The organism is Pseudomonas sp. D2002, from assembly GCF_013385735.1.
In the GTDB taxonomy this organism is placed as follows: Bacteria; Pseudomonadota; Gammaproteobacteria; order Pseudomonadales; family Pseudomonadaceae; genus Aquipseudomonas.
This window is the reverse complement of the sequence record NZ_JACAPL010000003.1, coordinates 931,911-955,924: the sequence shown is the minus strand read 5'-3', so window position 1 is coordinate 955,924 and position 24,014 is coordinate 931,911. Positions and strand designations below refer to the sequence as shown.

General features: G+C 60.8%; 23 protein-coding genes, 1 pseudogene and 1 riboswitch. Of the genes and pseudogenes, 13 read left to right on the top strand and 11 right to left on the bottom strand.

Annotated elements, in window-relative coordinates; all coding sequences use genetic code 11:
• Positions 1-137: 137 nt before the first annotated feature.
• Both HX783_RS07640 and HX783_RS07635 read left to right on the top strand, forming a co-directional pair.
• Positions 138-623 carry a hypothetical protein gene (locus tag HX783_RS07640; RefSeq protein ID WP_159954274.1) on the top strand — a complete coding sequence of 162 codons (486 nt, stop codon included), beginning with the start codon at positions 138-140 and terminating at the stop codon, positions 621-623.
• A 192-nt stretch (positions 624-815) separates the two neighbouring features.
• On the top strand, positions 816-1,103 hold the full coding sequence (locus tag HX783_RS07635) for a PA4642 family protein (protein WP_159954275.1): 288 nt from the start codon (positions 816-818) through the stop codon (positions 1,101-1,103).
• Positions 1,104-1,199: 96 nt separating this feature from the next.
• On the opposite strand, the gene mqo is transcribed toward HX783_RS07635, so the two are convergent.
• The 3 genes from mqo to HX783_RS07625 all read right to left on the bottom strand — a co-directional run bounded on the left by mqo (position 1,200) and on the right by HX783_RS07625 (position 3,666).
• Positions 1,200-2,708 carry a malate dehydrogenase (quinone) gene (gene mqo / locus HX783_RS07630; RefSeq protein ID WP_159954276.1) on the bottom strand — a complete coding sequence of 503 codons (1,509 nt, stop codon included), beginning with the start codon at positions 2,706-2,708 and terminating at the stop codon, positions 1,200-1,202.
• Positions 2,709-2,885 (bottom strand): hypothetical protein, encoded by a 177-nt coding sequence (locus HX783_RS29795; protein ID WP_218175188.1) that lies wholly within the window; start codon positions 2,883-2,885, stop codon positions 2,709-2,711.
• Positions 2,886-3,432: 547 nt separating this feature from the next.
• Positions 3,433-3,666, bottom strand: coding sequence for a hypothetical protein (locus HX783_RS07625; protein ID WP_177016492.1), 234 nt, complete (start codon positions 3,664-3,666; stop codon positions 3,433-3,435).
• A gap of 182 nt (positions 3,667-3,848) precedes the next feature.
• On the opposite strand from HX783_RS07625, the gene HX783_RS07620 reads away from it, so the two are divergent.
• Entirely contained in the window at positions 3,849-4,433 is a 585-nt protein-coding gene (locus tag HX783_RS07620; RefSeq protein ID WP_159954279.1) for a YajG family lipoprotein, read from the top strand.
• A 102-nt stretch (positions 4,434-4,535) separates the two neighbouring features.
• On the opposite strand, the gene HX783_RS07615 is transcribed toward HX783_RS07620, so the two are convergent.
• Entirely contained in the window at positions 4,536-4,745 is a 210-nt protein-coding gene (locus HX783_RS07615; protein WP_159954280.1) for a hypothetical protein, read from the bottom strand.
• 183 nt (positions 4,746-4,928) lie between these two features.
• Here HX783_RS07615 and HX783_RS07610 point away from each other — a divergent pair, with 183 nt between their 5' ends.
• Positions 4,929-5,186 carry a hypothetical protein gene (locus HX783_RS07610; protein ID WP_159954281.1) on the top strand — a complete coding sequence of 86 codons (258 nt, stop codon included), beginning with the start codon at positions 4,929-4,931 and terminating at the stop codon, positions 5,184-5,186.
• Between the two features lie 254 nt (positions 5,187-5,440).
• On the opposite strand, the gene HX783_RS07605 is transcribed toward HX783_RS07610, so the two are convergent.
• Positions 5,441-6,604: a 1-acyl-sn-glycerol-3-phosphate acyltransferase gene (locus tag HX783_RS07605; RefSeq protein ID WP_177016491.1), complete on the bottom strand. Its 1,164-nt coding sequence runs from the start codon at positions 6,602-6,604 to the stop codon at positions 5,441-5,443.
• Positions 6,605-6,736: 132 nt separating this feature from the next.
• On the opposite strand from HX783_RS07605, the gene HX783_RS07600 reads away from it, so the two are divergent.
• The 3 genes from HX783_RS07600 to HX783_RS07590 are packed head-to-tail and all read left to right on the top strand — an operon-like array spanning position 6,737 to position 7,845.
• Positions 6,737-6,916 carry a CPXCG motif-containing cysteine-rich protein gene (locus HX783_RS07600; RefSeq protein ID WP_053254444.1) on the top strand — a complete coding sequence of 60 codons (180 nt, stop codon included), beginning with the start codon at positions 6,737-6,739 and terminating at the stop codon, positions 6,914-6,916.
• Between the two features lie 11 nt (positions 6,917-6,927).
• A complete protein-coding gene (locus HX783_RS07595; RefSeq protein ID WP_094953020.1) occupies positions 6,928-7,188 on the top strand; it encodes a putative signal transducing protein in 261 nt (86 codons plus the stop codon).
• Positions 7,189-7,224: 36 nt separating this feature from the next.
• Entirely contained in the window at positions 7,225-7,845 is a 621-nt protein-coding gene (locus tag HX783_RS07590; RefSeq protein ID WP_159954283.1) for an SOS response-associated peptidase, read from the top strand.
• A gap of 117 nt (positions 7,846-7,962) precedes the next feature.
• Here HX783_RS07590 and HX783_RS30210 read toward each other — a convergent pair whose 3' ends face one another.
• Together HX783_RS30210 and HX783_RS30205 are read right to left on the bottom strand one after the other, a co-directional pair.
• A complete protein-coding gene (locus HX783_RS30210) occupies positions 7,963-8,706 on the bottom strand; it encodes a methyl-accepting chemotaxis protein (RefSeq protein WP_371317664.1) in 744 nt (247 codons plus the stop codon).
• Positions 8,707-8,820: 114 nt separating this feature from the next.
• Positions 8,821-9,015 (bottom strand): annotated as a pseudogene (locus tag HX783_RS30205) (HAMP domain-containing protein); the annotation flags it as partial.
• Positions 9,016-10,330: 1,315 nt separating this feature from the next.
• Between HX783_RS30205 and HX783_RS07580 the strand changes: the two are divergent.
• Positions 10,331-11,149: a M48 family metallopeptidase gene (locus tag HX783_RS07580; protein ID WP_177016489.1), complete on the top strand. Its 819-nt coding sequence runs from the start codon at positions 10,331-10,333 to the stop codon at positions 11,147-11,149.
• Between the two features lie 123 nt (positions 11,150-11,272).
• Here the strand turns inward: HX783_RS07580 and HX783_RS07575 are convergent, their stop codons facing one another.
• The 3 genes from HX783_RS07575 to HX783_RS07565 form a co-directional block, all read right to left on the bottom strand.
• A complete protein-coding gene (locus HX783_RS07575) occupies positions 11,273-11,857 on the bottom strand; it encodes a TMEM165/GDT1 family protein (protein ID WP_016974259.1) in 585 nt (194 codons plus the stop codon).
• An 89-nt stretch (positions 11,858-11,946) separates the two neighbouring features.
• A riboswitch (yybP-ykoY riboswitch) is annotated at positions 11,947-12,066 on the bottom strand.
• Between the two features lie 51 nt (positions 12,067-12,117).
• Positions 12,118-13,116, bottom strand: coding sequence for a class I SAM-dependent methyltransferase (locus HX783_RS07570; RefSeq protein WP_177016488.1), 999 nt, complete (start codon positions 13,114-13,116; stop codon positions 12,118-12,120).
• Between the two features lie 30 nt (positions 13,117-13,146).
• Positions 13,147-14,112, bottom strand: coding sequence for a 2-hydroxyacid dehydrogenase (locus HX783_RS07565; protein WP_177016487.1), 966 nt, complete (start codon positions 14,110-14,112; stop codon positions 13,147-13,149).
• 84 nt (positions 14,113-14,196) lie between these two features.
• On the opposite strand from HX783_RS07565, the gene HX783_RS07560 reads away from it, so the two are divergent.
• The 5 genes from HX783_RS07560 to HX783_RS07540 all read left to right on the top strand — a co-directional run bounded on the left by HX783_RS07560 (position 14,197) and on the right by HX783_RS07540 (position 23,297).
• Positions 14,197-14,829: a LysE family translocator gene (locus HX783_RS07560; RefSeq protein WP_016978297.1), complete on the top strand. Its 633-nt coding sequence runs from the start codon at positions 14,197-14,199 to the stop codon at positions 14,827-14,829.
• A gap of 176 nt (positions 14,830-15,005) precedes the next feature.
• The gene (locus HX783_RS07555; RefSeq protein WP_177016486.1) at positions 15,006-16,688 is read left to right on the top strand and encodes a fatty acid--CoA ligase; all 1,683 of its coding nucleotides are present in this window, start codon (positions 15,006-15,008) and stop codon (positions 16,686-16,688) included.
• A gap of 333 nt (positions 16,689-17,021) precedes the next feature.
• On the top strand, positions 17,022-18,881 hold the full coding sequence (locus HX783_RS07550) for a DUF1302 domain-containing protein (RefSeq protein WP_177016485.1): 1,860 nt from the start codon (positions 17,022-17,024) through the stop codon (positions 18,879-18,881).
• Positions 18,882-18,924: 43 nt separating this feature from the next.
• The gene (locus HX783_RS07545; protein WP_159954290.1) at positions 18,925-20,289 is read left to right on the top strand and encodes a DUF1329 domain-containing protein; all 1,365 of its coding nucleotides are present in this window, start codon (positions 18,925-18,927) and stop codon (positions 20,287-20,289) included.
• A 278-nt stretch (positions 20,290-20,567) separates the two neighbouring features.
• Entirely contained in the window at positions 20,568-23,297 is a 2,730-nt protein-coding gene (locus HX783_RS07540) for a LuxR C-terminal-related transcriptional regulator (protein ID WP_177016484.1), read from the top strand.
• A gap of 153 nt (positions 23,298-23,450) precedes the next feature.
• Here HX783_RS07540 and HX783_RS07535 read toward each other — a convergent pair whose 3' ends face one another.
• The gene (locus tag HX783_RS07535) at positions 23,451-24,014 is read right to left on the bottom strand and encodes a membrane integrity-associated transporter subunit PqiC (protein WP_177016483.1); all 564 of its coding nucleotides are present in this window, start codon (positions 24,012-24,014) and stop codon (positions 23,451-23,453) included.

Sequence of the window (24,014 nt, the reverse complement as noted above, 5' to 3'; positions counted from 1 at the left end):
TTATTTTGGTTGAGCTGGGAATCTACAGCCTTCGCGTGTTCTTTCAATCAGGCCAGTGCAACCAGAAATGTCGGGCATGATGTAGGCCGTTCAAAGCTGACCTGCGTGCTAGCATGGCTGCCCCTTCGGAGGTGTACATGAGTGTTTTGATCCGCAGTTGCGCCGCCTTGGCGTTGATCTTCAGTTTGCCTTTGTGTGCCGCTCCAGCATTGATGCACAGCCAATTCCTGCCGCCGGACGACCTTACCCTGCGCGCGCAAACCCCTGACCAACAGCAACTGCTGCAAATCACTGAGTACGCGGTAGTGGTCGGCAACCAGCGGCAATCCACCCAGCAGCCGATCCCGGTAACGTCGCCGCTGATGATTCGTCTCAAGGGCAAAGCCCTGAATAAAGGCGCGACCATCGCTCAGGTGGTGCTCAATTTTGATGCCGAAAGCAAAAGCCTGAAAAAGCCGCTGTACGATGACGCCAGCAAAACCCTGACGTTGTCTTACCCGGTGGCGCAGTACCGCGTGATTGTCGACTTGCTGCGCAATGACACGGTGTATGTGCAGTTCCTCAGTTATGCCAATGGGCATATCTGGGCGGATCTGCATACCGGCGCCGTTCGCGCTAAATAGTGAGGCCACAGACAAACCAAATGTGGGAGCGGGCTTGCTCGCGAATGCGGTGGGTCAGTCAACTTTTCATTAACTGATCTACCGCATTCGCGAGCAAGCCCGCTCCCACATTGGTTCTGCGTCGCTTCCGAAGCTAGAGCGCCGCAGGTAAACTGCGTTTCCCGTGTAAATGTCTGCAGGCTGGAGTCGGTAATGCGTAAAGATAAGAAACAGGTGATTGGTGACGAGATCGGCGACGACCAGATCAAGTTGTTCCTGGACTTCGAGCCGGTTGACGCGACTTCACCGTCCCTGCACAAGCTGATCAAGGCCTACCGTGGCCTGCGTATCGATGACTTTGGGCGGTTCCTGGGCTTTTTCAAGGAAGCCGGCCTGGACCTGGACGGCAAGGACGAGCATGGCCAGACCTTCGTTGACCTGATCAAGGATCAGCGCAACGCCGATGAGTACATCGAACTGATCAACGCCGCCCGCGGCTGATTACGCGAGACATAAAAAAACGCCCCGAGGGGCGTTTTTTTGATCGTTCCCACGCTCTGCGTGGGAGTGCATCCTGTGACGCTCTGCGTCACGTCCTCAAGCGTAGCTTTCGGCTTCGTTGCTTTGCTCAACCAGTTCCAGGCTGATGTTGTTCTGCGTGTTGATCTTGCGATACAACTCGGCATCCGTCTCCAGCACTTTTTCCCGCGCCGGGAAGATCTCGTGCAGCTTGGCCGCCCACTCACCGGCGGCTTTTTCCGGGAAGCAGCGCTCGATCAACTCCAGCATGATCGACACCGTCACCGAAGCGCCTGGGGACGCGCCCAGCAGGGCTGCCAGCGAGCCGTCTTTGGCCGCGACCAGCTCGGTGCCGAATTGCAGCACGCCGCCTTTCTTCGGGTCTTTCTTGATGATCTGCACCCGTTGGCCGGCCACTTCCAGGCGCCAGTCTTCGGCTTTCGCTTCAGGGTAGAAGCGACGCAGGGATTCCAGGCGTTGCTCCATGGATTGGCGCACTTCGCTGACCAGGTACTTGGTCAGGTCCATGTTGTCGCGGGCTACGGCCAGCATCGGGCCGATGTTGCCGGCGCGAATCGACAGCGGCAGGTCGAGGAACGAGCCGTGCTTGAGGAACTTGGTGGTGAAGCCGGCATATGGCCCGAACAGCAGGGATTTCTTGCCCTCGACGACGCGAGTGTCCAGGTGCGGCACGGACATCGGCGGCGAACCCACCGCAGCCTGGCTGTAGACCTTGGCCTGGTGATGCTTGACCACTTCCGGGTTGTCGCAACGCAGCCACTGGCCGCTGACCGGGAAGCCGCCGAAGCCTTTGCTTTCTTCGATACCCGAGGCTTGCAGCAACGGCAGCGCCGCGCCACCGGCACCGAGGAACACGAACTTGGCGTCGACTTCACGGCTGTTGCCGCTGTTGACGTCCTTGATGCTTACGGTCCAGCCTGCGCCATTGCGCTTGAGGCCGGTGACACGCTTGCTGTACTTGACCTGGGCATCCGGTGCGCTGGTCAGGTGCGACAGCAGTTGGTTGGTCAGGGCGCCAAAGTTGACGTCAGTGCCATTCATTACGCGGGTGGCAGCGATTTTTTCGTCGAGCGGGCGGCCCGGCATCATCAGTGGCATCCACTCGGCCATTTCGCTGCGGTCTTCGGTGTAGTGCATGTCCGAGAACGCGTGGTGCTGGCTGAGGGTTTCAAAGCGCTTCTTGAGGAAGGAAACGCCTTTGTCGCCCTGCACAAAGCTCAGGTGCGGCACCGGGCTGATAAAGGATTTGGACGAGCCAAAGGTGCCTTTTTTGGTCAGGTACGCCCAAAACTGCTTCGACACCTCAAACTGGGTGTTGATGTGCACGGCTTTCTTGATGTCGATGGAGCCATCGGCGGCCTGCGGCGTGTAGTTCAGCTCACACAGCCCGGCGTGACCGGTACCGGCGTTGTTCCACGGGTTGGAACTTTCCGCGGCACCCGAATCCATCAGCTCAACGACTTCCAGCTTGAGGCCGGGGTCGAGCTCTTTGAGCAGAACGGCCAGGGTGGCACTCATGATGCCGGCCCCTACCAGAACTACGTCGACTGCTTCGTTATGCGCCATTTAACGCGTCTCCAAAATCTGCAGCACCAAATTGACGGCATGGCTGCCAGGAGTGATGGGGCGGTTCACGTGTTGCCCCAGGTTACCCATGGCCAGGATCGCCATGTCCGTTTCGCAATTCTTTGCATCTTCAGCACACGCTTCCTGCCGGGCTAATCTGCCTATGAACGCATTCATGGGCGCCTGTGGCAATTCGACTTATGGTCAAAGCGTGTGATTTGTGCAACCAATCCGTAGCGGACAGGCTCAAGCTCCGGTTTTTGAGGAGTACTCGGTCCTGTGTGGTTGGGCTGTTCCAGACGCTGATGGTGCTTGTACAAACGCCAAACTATTCATTTGCTCGCCACACTCTTGTGAAGTTGTGAAAACCCGTTTTTTCACGCTCTTTTGAAGACGTGAACCTCAAAAAAGGGCTGCCCCAGCCTGGCACCTGGCCCGCAAACCTCTGCCGACACGCGGCAAAACGGGCAAACAACTCAAGTGGCCGAGCGCAATGGCAGCTCTGGCAGATTCGGTAAGGCGGGAGGTTTGCAAAGAAAACAGCAAGCGCGCCAGCTTCACTCGATCTGTGTGGGCGGCTCTCTGTGGGCGATTTTGGGGTTAATACCGAGGCATTAACGATGCTGCGAGGCCCGATCAGGAGACGTCCTTATAATCGGGGGGAGATTGTAGCGAAGAACGTCAGGGAAATGGGCGTGTTTTATGACTTTTATTAGCGTCTCGGTCAGGAGGCCAACGCATGCCGGGTTTGCGCGTGTGCAACCTTCGGGCTGATCCTGGCACTCGCCGGCAGCGGGCGGTGCATCCAGCCCAGGTGCGTCTCTGCGACCTCCACCCAGCCGTCGCCGACGGGCGGCAAGCTGCACTGTTTGAACGCCAGGCAATGGCCATGGCAATCGAGCAGGGCATAGTGCCGATGACGGCCGCGAGGCATGAACAATGACTTGAGAAGGCGCATGGCTTTGTACCTGTTACGTTACATGCTTGAAGGTTGCCAGTGTGCCATGACATTGGAATGACGGATTTATGTGAAATTGTAATTTGAGCCCGCCTTCAGCTGCCGTTCAGGATGGCTGGTGAGTGGCGCGTGTGCACCGTTATACTGGCGGCCTGTTTGCATCTAGTCCTGGAGAAATGAGTATGTTGCAACGCCTGTTGTTCGGTTTGATCACTGTGACCAGTTTGACCCTGGTTGGCTGCGCCAACAGCCCGCAACAACTCAGCCCGCAACCTAAAGTCACCGCGCAGTTGGCCCCTGTCGGCCACGGTCAGCCGGTATCGGTGCGTGTGGTAGACGGTCGTCCGTCGCCGACCCTGGGCTCGCGCGGCGGCCTGTACCCCGAGACTGCGCTGATTTCGGTACAAGGCCAGGACGTGCTGCCCAAGCTGCAAGCCCAGGCTGAAGCCGCCGTGCGCCTGCTGGGCTTCACCCCGGCCAACTCGCCGGGCGCGCCTCAATTGACCATCACCCTGGCCGAACTGAAGTACCAGTCGCCCAAGGAAGGCCTGTATGTGACTGAAGCCTCGATTGGCGCGACGTTCAAGTCCGACGTCAGTGCCGGTACGCGCCGCTACAGTGGCCGCTACGGCGCCTCGCTGAACCAGCGTTTTGGCATGTCGCCGAATCAGGAAACCAACACCAAGCTGGTCAGCGACGTGTTGAGCGACGCGCTGACGCGTTTGTTCAAAGACCCGAGCATCGGTTCGCTTCTCAGCTCGCAGTGACCGTCGGGCGGGCGCGGAGCGCCCCGATCGCCGTTACCACGCAGAGCGTGGGAACGATCACCGGGCTCAGTGATGAGCCCGGTTTTTTTATGCCTGTAACGTTCATGCAGCCGTTTCGACATACAAGTCCAGCACACTCACGCCGGTGAGCAGGTCCAGCTCCGGCAGGTCGGCATGCTGGTGCCCACCCAGCGCGCAATACACCAGCCAGTGGCGATCCTGAACGTTGAACGCCAAGCCGCCGACAAGCGCCTCCTGTTCATCCGTCGGGGCGATCAGATACAGCCGATCCTGGTTTTGCGCATGCAACATGACGAGCTCCTGAGCGTTCGAAGGGCAACAGAGTGGCTTGTTAAGGTGACGTTCAGGTGACGCTGTAAATTAATGGATACATTAATCGTACATGGGGGACGGAACGTTTCAGCGGCAGGATGCCAATATCGTTCAGGTTTGTATCTGAATTGATACCAGAACACTGTCCGACTGAGGTTCGCGATGGCGCTGCCCGCACTGCTGATCAATGCTGTGGCTTTATTGGTGGCCTGCCCGGGTGCAGCGCTGCTGTTCATTACCCGTCTACGCGAGCAACGTGCGCTGGCCGACCTGACCGCGCAAAGCGAAGATCGCGCTATCGACCAACCGATGTTGTTTCTGGATGTGCGCACCGAACGGGCGCATCGCCTGGCTTACCGCGTCGGGTTTGCCTGCCTCGCTCTGGCGCTGGGCGTCTCCTGGCTCAGCACCCACCTCTAACAAACACCACAAAACAAATGTGGGAGCGGGCTTGCCCGCGATAGCAGTGTGTCAGTCGATAAATTCGGTGCTGACACGCCGCCATCGCGGGCAAGCCCGGCTCCCACATTTGATCGGCGGCGGGCGCGAAATGTTGGTCTGGCAGAAACAAGTGTGGGAGCTGGCTTGCCTGCGATGGCGGTGGGTCAGCCAGCTTGGCTGTTACTGAACCACCGCCTTCGCGAGCAAGCCCGCTCCCACATTTTTTCCGCGTATTACAGCGGGATTCCCGCTTTAACCCGATACTGATTACGCACCGGCGTTGCATACTGCACCACCAGGTACGGGCGGTGTTCGGACGGGCATTCGTTCAAGCGCCGCTCCCATTCCGCCTTGGCCTTGGCCAGCTCATCCGCCGGGAACACCTCGGCCGCCGTCGGCACCTGCAATTGCGGGTCGGCGTCGCTCCATTGCGCATACGCCAGGTAATGCACCGGGAACAAGCGATAACCGCCGAGAATCTGCCGGTCCATTTCCACGGCCAGCAGCTTGGTGTCTTCAAAACGCTCGGTGATCGGCGGTGCAAAGTTGATGTGCACCCGGCCCTTGTAGCCGGTGATGCCGAGGGCAATGCTCACGTCATCTTCGCCTGGCGCTTTGGTGTAGGTGCCGGTGGTGGCACGGATATACAGCTCGCGCGCCTTGGCGGTGTCGCACGGGTCGTATTCGTAGCTGATCGACACCGGCGTGAGGTTCAACGACTGGATCACCTCGGCAAACGGCTCATCCTTGCGGCTGACGTGGAACATCTTGAGGATCGCCGACTCGGTGCGATCATCGCCATCCTTGGCACGCCCTTCGGCCTGGGCGATCCAGATCGACTGGCAATCGTTGCGGATCGAATGGTTGATGTAGGCCGACAGCAAGTTGTACGCCGCCATCTTCTCCTTCCGCCCGGTGATCGAGCGGTGCACGATGAAGCTCTTGTTCAGGCGCATCAGGTCGCTGACGAACGGCTTTTGCAGCAGGTTGTCGCCAATCGCGATGCGCGGCGTCGGCAGCCCGGCGTGATACACGGCGTAGTTGACGAAGGCCGGGTCCATCACGATGTCGCGGTGGTTGGCCAGAAACAGGTAGGCAGTGCCGGACTTGAGCTGCTCGACGCCGGTATAAGTAACGCCGTCGGTCGCGCGGTCAATGGTGTGGTCGACGTAATATTCGACTTTGTCCTGCAGCGTGGCCACGGTGGTGACGCCAGCGAACTCGCGGCGCAGCTTGCGGGCGATCATTGGCTTGAGCAGCCAGCCCAGGGCGCCGGCAAAGCGCGGGAAACGAAAGTGGGTCAGGATGTCCAGAAAGGCCTTGTCACTGAACAGACGTGCCAGCACTGCCGGGACTTCGCTGTCGTTGTAAGGTCGGATGGTATCGAATTCGCCCATCATGCTCTCTTGTTAGAAACGGCTAGTGTTAAGTAAAGGAAATATCAGGGTGCGGCCGCAATATTGGCTCTGCCGTGAATAGCCCTGTAAATAGACCGGCGATTATACGCACAAGTCACCTGGGAGACCGCGATGGAAGAGGAGTCGTACGAATGTCCTTATTGTGGCGAAGTGGTCACGGCGCTGCTGGACCTGTCCGCAGGCGATCAGGAATATATAGAGGATTGCCCCGTGTGCTGCCGGCCGATTACGTTCGAGCTACAGGTGCACGGTGACGAATGGATGCTGAACGTACGCAGCGAGAATGAATAACAGGTACGCCCATGCAGCGAATCTACGAACCGGAAAACCTGATGGAAGGCGAACTGCTGCAGCAGATGCTTGCCAGCGAAGGCATTGAGGCGCACCTGGTGGGGCGCCATTTGCTTGGTGGCACCGGCGAGTTGCCGATTTTCGGCCTGCTGGGCCTGGAAGTGGACAACGACCAGGCTGCCTACGCCCGCGAGCTGATTACCGCCTACAACGGCGCGCAACCACTGCCCGGCGATGAACCCGACAGCTTCCCCGACGTATTGGTCTGTTAGGCTGTCGGTCGGTTTACCCAAGAGTCGTGTTACCCCATGTGTGGACGTTATGCCCTGTTTCGCTGGAACCCCGCCTTCGCAGCCTTGCCCGGCTTCCCTGCCGATCAGCAGGCCCAGTGGAACATTTCCCCGAATGATTCGGTGCTGATCCAACGCCTGGAAGAAGGTCAGCGCACCCTGGCCCGCGCGCGCTGGGGCCTGACGCCGCCCTGGCTGACCGACCTTTCCCGCACGCCAGCCCATGCCCGCGCCGAAACCCTGGCCGAACAACCGATGTTTCGCGAAGCCTTTCGCCAGCGCCGCTGCCTGCTGCCGGCCAATGGGTTTTACGAATGGCGTGGCACCCAGCGCAAGCGCCCGTATTGGCTGACGCCGGGGGAGGGCTCGACGTTGTTTTTTGCCGCGATCTGGGAAGCGTATCCGGTGCAGGAGCAAGTGTGGCTGAGTACCGCAGTGGTGACCCAGGCGGCGCAGAGTCAGCGGCGGCCGTTGATTCTGGACGCGGCGGGCCAAGAGGCGTGGCTGAATCCGCAGACGCCATTGCATGTGTTGCAGGGCTTGTTGGCGGGTGAGCCGGCTGCGTTGCGTGAGCGGGTGTTGGCCAATATGGTCAATGATCCGAAGCTGAATGGGCCGGAGTGCCTGACCCCAGGCTGAGGTGGGATTCACTGGCCCCATCGCAGGCAAGCCAGCTCCCACCATTGATTGTATTCACAGATCCAAGTGTGAGAGCTGGCTTGCCTGCGATAGCGGTCTCAAGACCACCGCCAATCCCTAAACCTTAAACTGATTGATCAACCGCCGCTGCTGCTCCGCCAGCTTGGTCAAATCCGCACTCGCCGCACTCGACTCATCCGCGCCGCCCGCCACTTCATTGGCCACCTGGCCGATATTGATCACATTGCGATTGATGTCCTCAGCCACCGCGCTCTGCTCCTCGGCCGCGCTGGCAATCTGGGTGTTCATGTCGTTGATCACCGACACCGCCTGCGTAATCGTCTCCAGTGCCTCGGCCGCTTTGGCTGCATGCTGCACGCTTTCATCGGTACGGTTCTGGCTGTCTTCCATCACCTTCACCACGTCCCGCGTGCCTTGTTGCAGCTGCTGGATCATGGTTTGGATTTCTTCGGTGGCCTTCTGGGTTTTCTGCGCCAGGTTGCGCACCTCATCGGCCACCACCGCGAAGCCACGGCCTTGTTCGCCGGCCCGCGCCGCCTCGATGGCAGCGTTGAGCGCCAACAGGTTGGTCTGCTCGGCAATCCCGCGAATCGCCGTGAGGATCGCGTTGATGTTCTCGCTGTCCTTGGCCAGGGCTTGCACCACGCCCACCGCCTTGCCAATTTCTTCGGCCAGTGCGCCGATGGACGTGGAGGTGTCGCGCACGATGCGCATGCCTTGGCTCGCGGCCTGGTCGGCATGGCTGGCGGCTTGCGCGGCCTGGGTGGCGTTGCGCGCCACGTCCTGGGCGGTGGCGGTCATCTCGTGCACGGCGGTGGCCACCTGGTCGATCTCGACCATCTGTTTATGCACGCCCTGGTTGGTGCGAATCGCGATATCGGCGGTGTGCTCCGACGAATCGCTGACCTTCTGCACAGAACTCACCACTTGCGTGATCATGCCCTGCAGCTTGATCAGGAAGGTATTGAAGCCCGTGGCGATGGCGCCCAGTTCATCGGCGCGGTCACTGGTCAGGCGGCGCGTCAGGTCGCCTTCGCCTTGGGCGATGTCGTTGAGCATGGCCACCATTTGCTTGAGCGGGCGGGCGATGCCGTGGCCCACCAGCCAGATCACCAGCAAGCCGATGCCGGCGATCAGCAGGCCGACCATGGCCATGCCGAAAGTGTCAGTCTTGCGCTGGGCTTGCAGGTCGCTTTGCAGTTGCTGCGAGTCGGCCATCACCGCGCTCAGCGGCAGTTGCAGCATCAAGGTCCAGCGGGCTTCGGCCTGGCCGATGTTGAACGGCAGGAACAGCTCGATATGCCCGTGTTCCTTGTCGATGTCGTAGCGCACTTCGCCGACTTTCAGCTGGCCGAGGTTGGCCAGTTCATTGCTGTCGAGCAGGTCGGTGGCTTTTTCGCCGAGCTTGCTGGCGTCTTTGGTGTAGGCCACCAGGCGCCCATTGCTGGAAATCAGCGCCATTTCACCGGCGCCGTTATAGAGGTTCTGGTCGGCGCGGGTGAGCATGTCCTGGATGAAGTTCACCGACAGGTCGGCGCCGACAATCCCCTGAAAGGTGCCGTCGATCATGATCGGTTCGATAAACGAGGCGAGCATCACCATCGCATTGCCGACCTTGTAAGGCGCGGGGTCGATGGCGCAGGGCTTTTTGCTCTCTTTGGAACACAGGTAGTACTCACTGGCGCGCACGCCGGTGGAAAGAATGTTCTTGTCGTTGACGTCGGCGAGTTTATCCAGGCCCAGGCTGCCATCGGCATTGCGATACCACCACGGCAGGAAACGGCCGTCGGCGGCCATGCCGACAATCGGCGTGTTCACGTAGGCGGCGTCATTGTGGTCGATCGCATTGGGTTCCCAGCCGATATAAGCGCCGAGGATTTTCGGGTTGCGCACCACGGTTTCGTGCAGCAGGTTGATCAGTTGTTCGCGGCCCACTTGCAAGGCCGGTTCGCCATTGGCGCCTTTCATGCCGAGCAGGGCGTTGGCGGTGGCCAGGCCTTTGGCGGTCACCAGCGGTGCTTCCAATTCACGCTGGATCAGCGTGGCCTGGGTTTGCGCCAATGCCGTAAGGCGCTGCTCAATGATCTGCTCGAACTGCGCCTGGGTGCGTTCCTGCACCAGTTCCTGGGTGCGCGCGCCGGCAAACACGGCGTAGAGCACCAGCACCGCGACCACACTCAGCACGATGGCGCCGGTCAGTGCGGCGACAGAAAACTGAATCGACTTGAATTTCATGAAGGCTCCGGGCGCAAGGGCAGATGGGCTGCCTTTTTTGTATCGGCCACGAGCGCGGGAGGCTTAAGGCCGGGCCGGTGAAATAGTGCCGGATGTCGCAAATGGGCTGTTCGCCGCCGTTGTAGGTATGTGGGATGTATCTGAAAGTTAGCGGTTACACGTCTTGTGTATCTGGCGCAGATACACATGAGCGCCTACGATACGCGCCATGTTTTCAGGGAGCGTGTTCATGAAGAAGTCATTGGCGGTAAGTGGGCTGGCGGCGGCGTTGCTCCTGGCGGGTTGCCAGGTGGTCAACACCACCAGTGGCGGCGCAGTTGGCGTTGAGCGAAAGCAATATATGTACAGCCTGTTGTCGAGTCAGGAAGTCGACCAGATGTATGCCCAGTCCTATCAAAAGACCTTGGGCGAGGCGAGTGGTAAAGGTGTCGTCGACAAGACCAGTGCCAATGCCAAGCGCGTGCAGGCGATTGCCAAGCGTTTGATCGTGCAGGTGCCGGCGTTCCGCCCGGACGCTGCGCAGTGGCAATGGGAAGTGAACCTGATCAAAAGCGACGAGATCAACGCTAACTGCGGGCCAGGCGGCAAGATATTCGTATATAGCGCGCTGATCGACGACCTCAAATTGACCGATGACGAGTTGGCTGCGGTGATGGGGCATGAAATCGCCCACGCCTTGCGCGAGCACAGCCGTGAGGCCATGTCCAAAGCATACGGTATCGAAATGGCCAAGCAGGGCGCCTCAGCCTTGTTGGGTCTGGGCCAGGACAGTATGGCGCTAGGTGATGCTGCCGTTAAATACGGCCTGACGTTGCCCAACAGTCGCAGCAACGAGAACGAAGCGGACCTGATCGGCCTGGAGCTCTCGGCCCGTGCCGGTTACAACCCGAACGCAGCCATCAGTCTGTGGAACAAAATGGCCAAGGCTTCCCAGGGCGGGACACCGGAGTTCATGAGCACGCACCCGGCATCCGACAGCCGAATCGCCTCGTTGCAGGCGGCGATTCCGAAGGTGATGCCGTTGTATCAGCAGGCCAAAAAGTCCTGATTGATCGTTCCCACGCTCTGCGTGGGAATGCCGCTCTGGACGCTCTGCGTCCGCTCTTAAAGGCGCGACGCAAAGCGTCACAGAATGCATTCCCACGCGGAGCGTGGGAACGATCAGGTCGATCTAGATCCAGCCGCTGCTTTGCATGGCCTTGTAAACCGCCACCACCGCCAGGACGAAGAACGCCGTAGCCGCCAGCCTGCGAATCAACGTCAACGGCAGTTTCTCCGCCGCAAAATTCCCCGCCAGAACCACCGGCACGTTGGCAATCAGCATGCCCAGCGTGGTGCCGATAATCACCAGCCACAGCTCAGGGTATTGCGCCGCCAGCATCACCGTGGCGATCTGCGTCTTGTCACCGATTTCGGCGAGGAAGAACGCAATCAGCGTGGTCAGGAACGGGCCGAACTTGCGCGTGGTACTGGCTTCGTCATCGTCGAGTTTGTCTGGCACCAGGGTCCACAGTGCCGTGGCACAGAAGCTCGCCGCGAGGATCCAGTGCAACACCGCATCCGAGAAGAAACTGCCGAACCAGGCCCCCACGGCGCCGGCGGCCGCATGGTTGGCCAGGGTCGCGGCGACGATGCCGGCGATGATCGGCCAGGGTTTGCGAAAGCGTGCGGCCAGGATGAGCGCGAGCAGCTGCGTCTTGTCGCCGATTTCGGCCAAGGCAACGATTGCGGTAGGAACGAGTAATGAATCCAGCATCAGGTAGGTTTCCAGGGGCGGGTCGACACGGCTATGACACGTACAGCCTTCCCGCCCCGGGTAAGGTGTGCGTGTCATAGGTCTTGTCAAACCCCGGTCCGTCTGTGCGGACTCCTGGGTCGCATACGCCATGGTCTGTTGACCAAGTATGTTGACGTATGCCGGACGAGCATGGCGCTCGTGGGAGACTACTCCCCTAGGACGGAGCGGATTCTGCCTAGGCAAAACCCATTCGGCAAGCCTTCTTTTTCAAAAAGCCATCAGCCGCGTTTGGCACGATAAATGCGAAAACCATTGCCTTCGGCCTTGATTGCACACACGCCCAAATGCTCTTCGATCAGCGGTTGATACTTGAGGAAGCTGTTGGCGACCAAGCGAAGTTCGCCGCCTTTTGCCAGGTGTTTCGCAGCTTTTCGCAGCAGGTTTTCCGTGGCGAAATAATCCGTATGCACCCCGACGTGGAACGGCGGGTTGCTCAAAATCGCGTTCAAACCCATCGGCGCGGCGTCGATGCCGTCACCGCTCAACACTTCGGCTTCCAGACCATTGGCTGCCAATGTCAGGCGACTGCTGGCGGCGGCAAATGCATCCACGTCGAGCATCGTCACCGTGTTATGCGGGTAGCGACGCTTGACCGCCGCCCCGAGCACACCGGCGCCGCAACCAAAGTCCAGCAAGTGCCCGCTGGGCAGCTTGTCCAAGTGTTCCAGCAACAGTTCGGTGCCGCGATCCAGACGACCGTGGCTGAACACGCCCGGCAGGCTCACCACCTTGAGCGGCCCTTCGGCCAACGGCACGTCGAACACCTGCGCCAGGCTTTCCAGCTCGACCGCTTGCGGCGCATTGGCCACGGTGACTTGCCACAGTTGGCAGTGCCGCGCGTTGTCGAGCTTGCGCGGCTTGCCGAACGGGATCATCTGCTTGGCGGCGCTTTCGATGCCGCCTTTTTTCTCGCCGACCAGAAACAGCTCGGCGCCGGGCAAGCGCGCGGCCACGGCGTTGAGCAGGTAGTCGGTGAGGTCCTTGGACTTGGGCAGGAAAATCACCGCCGCATCAAACCCGCGTTCGGGCACGTTGACGCCGAACAGGCTGCGCTCCGGGAAGCGTGCGTCGAGCGCCGCCTGGTCGCCGGCGTGCCAGCTCCAGCCGTGGGCATTGGGCAGGCGGCCGAGCAAATCGTCGGCGGGCAAGCCTACCAGCAGCAGGTTGCCTTGAAAAAGTTCGGCCTGACGAAGCAGTACTTCACTGCGCGGATCCATGGTCTGCTCCTTGAAAAGGGGCGCAGTTTATCAACTGACGACGCGCAGCGGGGCGCCGCTGAAAAAGCCTCGGGCGTTTTCCGCCAATTGGCCGACGATACGCTGCCGCGCTTCGCGGCTGCCCCAGGCGTTATGCGGCGTGACGATCAGGCGGGGGATGTCACCGGCCAGCAGCGGGTTGCCATTTACCGGTGGCTCAACGCTCAGCACATCGGTGGCGGCGCCGCCCAAGTGGCCGTTGCGCAGGGCGTCTGCCAGTGCCTGTTCGTTGATCAAGCCACCGCGCGCGGTGTTGACGATAAACGCGCCGGGCTTGAGCAGTGCCAGCTCGCGGGCGCCGATAAAGTCGCGGGTGTGTTCATTGAGCGGGCAGTGCAGGGTCAACGCGTCGACCTGCGCGAGCAGTTCATCCAGCGGCACGCGGTCGGCACGGGCAGGGCGCCCCGGAATCGCGCCGAGCACCACGCGCATGCCGAAGGCTCCGGCCAGGCGTGCCACGGCACCGCCCAGTTCGCCGTGGCCGAGCAGGCCAAGGGTTTTGCCTTCCAGCTCGACAATCGGGTAATCCAGCAGGCAGAACTGCTTGGCCGCTTGCCACTTGCCGGCAGCCACATCGCGTTGGTAGTCCTTCAGTCGCGTCGCCAGGTTGAGCAACAGCATGATCGTATGCTGCGCCACCGACGGCGTGCCGTAGCCCTGGCAGTTGCTCACGGTGATGCCATGGGCGCGGGCCGCGTCGAGGTCGACGTTGTTGGTGCCGGTGGCTGAAACAAGGATCAGCTTGAGCTCGGGGCAGGCTTCCAGGGTTTCGGTGTTGAGCGCGATCTTGTTACTGATGGCCACCTGAGCGCCTTGCAGGCGTTCGATCACATTCTGCGGCGTGGTATGCGCGTACAGCTGGAGGTCGCTGAAGCTGTTGCGCAATTCGCTGAGGTCGAGGTCCCCCAGGTCCAGGGACGGGTGATCAAGGAAGACGGCGCGGCGATTGTTCGTCATCAACTGTACCTTTTGCGACAGGGTTCGAAGGCGTAATCTGCCGAGCCTATCAGATGAAATAATCAGTTACTTAATGGAGTGAGCATGTACGCCGCCGAGTTTTTGACCGTAGCCTTGATTCACTTGTTGGCAGTGGCCAGCCCCGGCCCGGATTTCGCCGTGGTGGTGCGCGAGAGTGTCACCCATGGCCGCCGCGCCGGCACCTGGACCGCGCTGGGCGTGGGTTCGGCGATTTTCCTGCACGTGGGTTACTCGTTGCTCGGGATTGGCTTGATCGTGTCGCAGTCCATCGTGCTGTTCAACGCGCTGAAATGGGCCGCCGCCGCGTATTTGCTGTACATCGGCTTCAAAGCCTTGCGCGCGCAGCCGGCCAAGCCGGTCGCCGAGGGCGAGTTGCACCGTGAAGCGGGCGAGCGCACCCCGCGCGGGGCCTTTACCGCAGGTTTTGTGACCAATGGCTTGAACCCCAAGGCCACGCTGTTTTTCCTGTCGCTGTTCACCGTGGTGATCAACCCGCACACGCCGCTGGCGATCCAGGCCGGGTACGGCGTGTATTTGGCGGTGGCGACGGCGCTGTGGTTCTGCCTGGTGGCGATGCTGTTCAGCCAGCAGCGCGTGCGTGCGGGATTTGCGCGGATGGGGCATTGGTTTGATCGGACCATGGGCGCGGTGTTGATTGCGATTGGGGTGAAGTTGGCGTTTACCAGCATGAAGTAAACACGGTTCCCAAGTCACCACAGCTCAAAATGGATCTGTGTAAGGCTCCAGTGCTGGCTCAAAGCTAGCATTCATTGGCCTCTACAAATCATTCCTTTGGCTGATTTGGCTGACACATAAGCTCTCTAAAGTGCAGGTCTTCAAGCCAAGACCGTGCAGTCAGATAAGGGATTCGTATGTTGCAGACCCGTGTTATCCCGCCCGCCGAAGGCGCTTACCAATACCCGCTGTTGATCAAACGCCTGCTGATGTCCGGGGCGCGTTACGAGAAGACCCGGGAAATCATCTACCGCGACAAACTGCGCTACACCTACCCAACCCTGATCGAGCGCGTGGCGCGCCTGGCCAATGTGCTCACCGAAGCCGGGGTCAAGGCCGGCGACACCGTTGCCGTGATGGACTGGGACAGCCACCGTTACCTGGAATGCATGTTCGCCATCCCGATGATCGGCGCGGTGATCCACACCATCAACGTGCGCCTGTCGCCGGAACAGATTCTCTACACCATGAACCACGCCGAGGACCGCTTTGTGCTGGTCAACAGTGAGTTCGTGGGGCTTTACCAGGCCATCGCCGGGCACCTGACCACGGTCGACAAGACCCTGCTGCTCACCGACGGCGACGCCAGGACCGCCGAACTGCCCAACCTGGTAGGCGAGTACGAAACCCTGCTGGCGGCCGCCGGCCCCAAGTATGACTTCCAGGATTTCGACGAAAATTCCGTCGCCACTACCTTCTACACCACTGGCACCACCGGCAACCCCAAGGGCGTGTACTTCACCCACCGCCAGTTGGTGCTGCACACCATGGGCGTGGCGACCATCATGGGCAGCGTCGACAGTGTGCGCCTGCTGGGCACCAACGACGTGTACATGCCGATCACGCCGATGTTCCACGTACACGCCTGGGGCCTGCCGTATGTGGCAACCATGCTCGGCTTGAAACAGGTCTACCCCGGCCGCTACGACCCGGAATACCTGGTGGAGTTGTGGCGCAAGGAAAAGGTCACCTTCTCCCACTGCGTGCCGACCATCCTGCAAATGGTGCTCAACGCCAAGGCCGCCCAAGGCGTGGATTTTGGCGGCTGGAAAATCGTCATCGGCGGCAGCGCGCTCAATCGCACGCTGTATGAAGCGTCCAAGGCGCGTGGCATTCAACTGACCGCCGCGTATGGCATGTCCGAGACCGGGCCGCTGGTGTCCTGCGCCCACCTCAACGAAGAGCTGATGGCCGGCACCGAGGACGAGCGCACCACCTACCGCATCAAGGCTGGCGTGCCTGGGCCGTTGGTGGAGGCGGCGATTGTCGACAGTGAGGGTAATTTCCTGCCCGCCGACGGCGAGTCCCAAGGTGAGCTGGTGCTGCGCGCGCCGTGGCTGACCGAGGGTTATTACAACGAGCCGCAAAAAGGCGCCGAGCTGTGGGAAGGCGGCTGGATGCACACCGGCGACGTGGCCACCCTCGATGCATTTGGCGTGATCGATATTCGCGACCGCATCAAGGACGTGATCAAGACCGGTGGCGAGTGGATTTCCTCGCTGGCCCTCGAAGACCTGGTCAGCCGCCACCCGGCGGTACGCGAAGTAGCGGTGGTGGGCATCGCCGACCCGCAGTGGGGCGAACGCCCGTTTGCGTTGCTGGTAGTGCGTGATGGCCATGTGATAGGTGCTCGCGAGCTCAAGGAACACCTCAAGCCTTTCGTCGAACTGGGCCATTTGAGCAAGTGGGCGATTCCAAGCCAGATCGCCGTTGTTACGGAAATTCCCAAGACCAGCGTAGGAAAACTCGACAAAAAACGTATCCGTATCGACATCATTGAATGGCAGGCCAACAACAGCACCTTCCTCTCCACCCTCTGACGCCTTGCGCCGCGCCCGTTCGGGCGCGGCAATGCTCTATCTCGCGCCTTCACTTGTGATTTGCCAATTTTCAGCCATCCTTGCCCCGCCGACCTTCGTTGGCGTGGCGAAAGGGTTGTGGCAGACGGGTCGGTGATGCAAATCACACTTTAGAGGGATCAAGCGATACCCCCCGCTGGCTATAGTCCCCTTCAGAGTTTTTCAAGGATGTTGTGCTTCGGGCCATGGGGGCTCGGTTGCCGTTCGGCATTGGAATCGTTGTATTCCGGCCGTTACATGCATCCAGAAGACAGAACTCACTGCCATAACAATAATGCACATGGAGTAGCGTCGATGACCTCAGTAAACCAGTTCTGGCGCCGGGCAAGACTGCCCCTGGCCGTCAGTCTCGCTTCTACGCTCGCCGGGCCCGCATTCGGCGTCAGTTTCAATATCGGTGAAATCGAAGGTAGCTTTGACTCATCCCTGTCGGTGGGGGCGAGCTGGTCGACTGCAGGTCGAAATAAAGACCTGATCGGTGCCAACAACGGTGGCAAGGGGCTGTCGCAGACCTCTGATGACGGCCATCTGAACTTCGACAAGGGCGATTCCTTCTCGAAGATCTTCAAGGGTATCCACGACCTTGAATTGAAATACGGCGACACGGGTATCTTTGTGCGGGGCAAGTACTGGTACGACTTTGCCCTGCAAAACGAAGACCTGGACTTCAAGAACGTCAGCAACAACAACCGCAAAGAAGGCGCCAAGTCCTCCGGCGGGCAGATCCTTGATGCATTCGTCTACCACAACTACACCATTGCCGATCAGCCGGGTAACGTGCGCCTTGGCAAGCAGGTGGTGAGCTGGGGTGAAAGTACTTTCATTGGCGGCGGTATCAACTCCATCAACCCGATCGACGTGTCTGCATTCCGTCGGCCGGGCGCCGAGATCAAGGAGGGCTTGATTCCGGTCAACATGTTCTATGTGTCCCAGACCCTGACCGACAACCTCTCCGCAGAGGCGTTCTACCAGCTGGAGTGGGACCAGACGGTTGTGGATAACTGCGGCACGTTCTTCTCCCAGCCCGACGTGATTGCCGACGGTTGCAGCAATAACCTGCGCGTCTTGAACAAGCGCTCCACCATCCCCGGCGCGGCCTTGCCGACATTGAATGCGCTGGGCGTGGACGTGAACAATGAGGGCGTGCTGGTAAAACGTGGCGGTGACCGTGATGCACGGGACAGCGGCCAGTTCGGCGTGGCCATGCACTACAACTTCGAACCGCTGGACACCGAATTCGGCGCGTACTTCATGAACTACCACAGCCGTGCGCCGATCTTCAGCGCGACAGGTGCGCCTAACTCGGCCTACACCCGTCCGCTGGGGCCGCTGGCGGCATTGCGTCCGCTGATCGTGGCTGGCAGTTCCCAGTACTTCGTCGAGTACCCGGAAGATATCCGCCTCTACGGCTTGAGCTTCTCCACCACGCTGCCTACCGGCACCGCCTGGAGTGGTGAACTGAGCTACCGGCCAAACGCGCCGGTACAACTGAGCACCACCGATATTCTGTATGCGGGCGTTACGCCAATTCCGGGCTTTGGCAATGCATCGGTGCTCAAGGGCACACCGGGCCAGGACCTGCACGGCTACAACCGTAAGGAAGTGACCCAGTTCCAGACCACCTTCACGCACTTCTTCGACCAGGTAATGGGCGCCACCCGCCTGACCACCGTGGGCGAAATCGGCGTAACCCATGTGGGCGGCCTGGAGAGCAAAAACGAGGCACGTTATGGGCGTGATCCGGTCTTCGGCCCTGGCAGCCTGCCGGGCGGCTTCTGTAACGCGCTGAACAATTCGACCGCTCAGGGTGCCGGCCTGCCTAATGCGTCCGGCCTGAACACCAACTGCAACAACGATGGCTACACCACGGCCACGTCCTGGGGTTACCGCGCCCGGGCCATCTGGGAGTACCCGGATGTGTTTGCCGGTGTGAACCTCAAGCCCAACGTGGCCTGGTCACATGACGTCAAAGGTTATTCGCCAGGCCCTGGCGGCAACTTTGAAGAGGGTCGCAAGGCCGTCAGCCTGGGTGTCGATGCCGAGTACCAGAACACCTACACCGTCAGCCTGAACTACACCAACTTCTTTGGTGGCAAGTTCACCACGGTGGATGACCGCGACTTCATCGCGCTGAGCGCCGGCGTGAACTTCTAAGCACACTCTCTTTAAGCAGTTTGTTTTCAGGAAGAACCAGAGCATGAAAATAACTAAAAGTCTGTTGCACGTGGGTGTGCTTGGGCTGTCGATCCTGGCGAGCAACGTCATGGCGGCGGTCTCGGCGGATGAAGCCGCCAAGCTGGGGACGACCCTGACCCCGATGGGCGCTGAAATGGCCGGTAACGCCGCTGGCACCATCCCCAAATGGTCACCGTTGCCGACCAATGCCGGCGCCGTGGACGCCCGGGGTTTCCTGGCCAACCCGTACGCCAGCGAACAACCGCAGTTCACCATCACCGCGCAGAACGTCGAGCAGTACAAAGACAAACTGGCGCCTGGGCAGTACGCGATGTTCAAGCGCTACCCGGACACCTTCAAGATGCCGGTCTACCCGACCCATCGCGGCGCCACGGTGCCGGCTGATGTGTTCGCCGCCATCAAGAAGAACGCCACCAACACCAACCTGGTGTCCGGCGGCAACGGCCTGGAAAACTTCGAAACCGCGATTCCGTTCCCTATCCCGAAAAGCGGCGTGGAAGTCATCTGGAACCACATCACCCGCTATCGCGGCGGCAGCGTGACCCGTCTGGTGACCCAGGCGACCCCGCAAACCAACGGCTCGTTCAGCCTGGTGTACTTCCGCGACCAGTTCGTGTTCCGCGACAAAATGAAGGACTACGACCCGAAAAACCCAGGCAACGTGTTGTTCTACTTCAAGCAGCAAGTGACCGCGCCGGCGCGTCTGGCCGGTGGTGTGCTGCTGGTGCACGAAACCCTCGACCAAGTGAAAGAGCCGCGTTCGGCGTGGGTCTACAACGCCGGTCAGCGCCGCGTGCGCCGGGCGCCGCAAGTGTCCTATGACGGGCCGGGTACAGCGGCCGACGGCCTGCGCACCTCTGACAACCTCGACATGTACAACGGTGCGCCGGACCGCTACGACTGGAAGCTGGAAGGCAAAAAAGAAATCTACATCGCCTCCAACAGCTACAAGGTCGACGATCCGAAGCTCAAGTACACCGACATCATCAAGGCCGGCCACATCAACCAGGACCTGGCCCGCTACGAGCTGCGCCGCGTCTGGCACGTGGTTGCCACCCTCAAGGAAGGCCAGCGCCACATCTACGCCAAACGTGACTTCTTCATCGACGAAGACACCTGGCAAGCCGCAGTCATCGACCACTACGACGGCCGTGGCCAACTGTGGCGCGTTGCCGAAGCCCACGCCGAGAACTACTACGACAAGCAAGTGCCGTGGTACGCCCTCGAAACCCTCTACGACCTGCAGTCCGGCCGCTACCTGGCCCTGGGCATGAAGAACGAAGAGAAGCAGGCGTATGACTTCGGCTTCACCGCCACCACCAGCGACTTCACCCCGGCGGCGTTGCGCCAGGATGGGGTTCGCTAAGCCGCTTTAACTGAGGCCGCATCCTCGAGTGTGGGAGCGGGCTTGCCCGCGAAGACGGTGTATCAGTGGCACATGTGCTGACTGATACGCCGCTTTCGCGAGCAAGCCCGCTCCCGCATTTTATTTGGGGCGTTGGGAATTCCTGAGTCAGACAGCTGGATATTTTTTGTCGTAGTCTTTTTCAGACATTTGTTGCAAAGATCTACAAACCTGCCGCTTTTACCGCTAGTCTGCGGACATCTGCAATGCCGACAACAGCCTTCTACAAGAGCCCGGCGATGACTGATCTGTCCCGAATCCAAGGGCCTGCAAGCGCGGTGATTCCAACCCTGGAAGCACGCTTTTACAGGCCGCCTTTGCCTGACGGCTATGTGCTGCGCCCGCGCCTGTGCGAACGGCTGAGTGCCGGTCTTGCCGGGCGACTGTTGCTGGTCAGCGCACCCGCCGGGTTCGGCAAGAGTTCGTTGGCGGTGGAGTTTTGCCAGAGTTTGCCGGCCCATTGGCAAAGCCTGTGGCTGGGCCTGAGCCCACGGGACAATGACCCCGGCCGATTCCTCGAGCGCCTGCTCGACGGTTTGCAACAGTACTTCCCGCAGATCGGCGCCCAATCCCTGGGCCTGCTGAAAATGCGCCAGCGTCACCAACCCTTTGCCTTTGAAGAATGGCTCGACGGCCTGCTCGATGAACTGACGCTGCACCTGTCCACCCGCGCGCCGTTATTGCTGGTGCTGGATGACTACCATTTGGCCCAGGGCCCGGTGCTGGATCGCTGCCTGCAATTTTTCCTCAATCATTTGCCGGACGGGCTGGTGGTGATGGTCACCAGCCGCCAGCGCCCCGACTGGCACCTGGCGCGGTTGCGGCTGTCACGGCACCTGCTCGAACTGCACGAACAAGACCTGCGCCTGACCCACGACGAATCGCTGGCCGTGCTCGATCGGCACAGCAGTTCGTTGCGCGGCGAGGCGCTGGACAACCTGATTCGGCGCAGCGAGGGCTGGGTGGCGGGCCTGCGTTTTTGGCTGCTGGCCTTGTCCGAAGCCGGCAATGAAAGCGCGCTGCCGCAGAGCTTGCACGGCGGTGAAGGGCTGATTCGCGATTATCTGCTCGAAGAAGTCATCGACTGCTTGCCGGCTGAAGTGCAGGCGTTCCTGTACGACACCGCGCCCCAGGATCGTTTTTGCAGCGAGCTGTGCGACGCCGTGCGCGAAGCCCATGACAGCGCCGAGATCCTGCGCTATTTGCAGGCCCATCAAGTGTTTCTGGTGCCGCTGGACGAACAAGGCCATTGGTATCGTTATCACCATCTGTTTTCCGACCTGCTGCGCACCCGCCGTGCCAGTAACGCCACGTTGCCGATAGCCAGCCTGCACCTGCGGGCCTGTCGCTGGTTCAATGCCCAGGGCCTGATCGACGAAGCGGTGGAGCAGGCGTTGCGCGCCGGCCACCTCGATGTGGCGGCGAACCTGGTGCAGAACCTCTCGGAGGAACAACTGCTGGCCGAGCAGAACGTCGGCATGCTGCTGCGCTGGAAGATGGACTTGCCCGACAGCCTGCTGATCAGCACGCCGCGTTTGATCGTGCTGTACAGCTGGGCCTTGGGCTTGGCGTGTCAGCTGGATGCGGCCGAAGAGTTGTCCGGCTACCTCAGCCGCTTCCTGCCGGCGCCGTCGGCCACCGCGCAAAAATCGATGCTGGCGCAGTGGCTGGCGCTGAGCGGGATCATTGCCCGTGGGCGCGGCGACCGCGAGTTGACCCAGCGTTATTGCAGCGAAGCCCTGGAAAGCCTGCCGCACAAACGCTACGGCCAGCGGTTGATGTGCCTGTCGACCCTGTCCAACCTGGCCATTGTGGACGCCGACCTGTGGCGGGCCCGCGGCCTGAATCGCGAATCCCTGGAGTTGGCGCAGCGTGTCGGCAACCCGCTGTTTGAAGCGCTGGCCCACTACGACCGAGCACGTGTCTTACAGGCGCGTGGCGAAATTTTGCGCTCCCTCGACGAAGTCCGCCAAGGCCTGCAGCGCCTGCAAGGCCTGGCGCCCCAGCGGCTGTACGCCGTGCGTGCGCGCTTGTCGCTGTACGAAGGTTATTTGCTGCTGGTGCGTTATCAGCCCGAAGCCGGCCTGGCGCGCCTGCGTGCCGGCTTGAGCGAAGCGCGTGCCTGCCGGGATATCAGCGTGCTGATCGGGCATTGCGTGATCGCCAATTTCGAAGGGCGACGCGGCGATTTTGCCAAAGCCTTCGCCGAACTCGCCGAGGCCGAGCGCTTGATGCACATCTGGGATGTGCCGCCGATCTACTACCTGGCGATGATCACCCTGATCAAATGCGAATTGTGGTTGGCCCAAGGCCGTACCGACCTCGCCGACGCATGGCTGGCTCGGTTGGGGCAAACCTACAACGGCGAGCACGCTGCCGCCGCGCCGGAGTTTCATCCGCACCTGGCGCAACACATCGGGCTGCAACAGGCCGCCCTTGACGCCATCCGCCACCAGCCCGCCGCCGCGTTGCAGCGTCTTGAAGAGCTGGCGCAGCAAGCGCACAACAGCGGGCGCCAGATGATTGCCTTGATGGCCCTGACTCAGCAGGCGCATTTATTGTTGGCCTGTGGCCAGGAAGCCAAGGCGCGGCCGATTCTGGCCCAGGCACTTGAGGCCGGAGCGGGTGGCGCGCTGCAACCGTTCCAGCGCTTGCTGGAAAGCCACCCGGACTGGATGCGCGAGCAACTCGGCAAAGACCCGCACGGCTTGCTCAACCAGAGCCTGTTGGCGCTGCTGCCGGTGGTGGCCGCCATCGAGACCTCGCCCACCCACGAAACCCTCAGCACCCGCGAGCTGGCGGTGCTGCAACTGATCGCCCAGGGTTGCTCAAACCAGGAGATCAGCAACCAGCTGTTCATTTCGCTGCACACGGTGAAAACCCACGCCAGCCACATCAACAGCAAGCTGGGCGTGGAGCGGCGCACCCAGGCGGTGGCGCGCGCCAAGTCGATGGGCTTGCTGGCCTGATAATCGGCCGCTCCCACAGAAAAGCAGAGCACAGAAGTTTGAACGCCGAACTCGGTAAAATTGTGGGAGCGGGCTTGCTCGCGAATGCGGAGGGTCAGTGACACATGAGCTGGCTGGCACGCCGCCTTCGCGAGCAAGCCAGCTCCCACAGGTTTACTGCGGCGCAGTCGGGCACGTTTTCAGTGACGTGTCGGCGGTTTTGCTGACCAGGGCGGCGAAGCGCTTGAGGTTGTTCTGATGCGCCACTACCAGGTCGTCTATGCTCGGGTCCACTGGCGTCTGCAAGGTGGTGCGGCAGGTCAGGGGTTGAGCATCACCGCCAAGGGTGGGCCGCAGGCGCCAGCGCACGTCGAGCAATGCGTATTGGCCGGGCACCGAGTCGAATCGCTGCACTTCAACGCGCAACGATACGGGCTGCCGGGAATGACTGTTGGCCAGTTGATCCACCAGCGCACTTTTCAGTTCATCGGCCAAGGTTGCGGCCCACCACTGGGTTTCAAGAATCGCCACGCCACTATCCCCTTGGCGAATCACGATCTGTGCGCGGTCGACCTGGGGCGGCACGCTGATGCTTTCAATGCGGATATCGCTGGCCTGCGCTTGAGTGCTGTTATTCCAGTGCACCGGGGTCAGGGTGTGGAACGCAATCGGCTCGCTGCGGCAGGCTGCAAGTAACAGCAGCGCGCCGACCAGGGTGATCTTCAACGGAAACGTCAT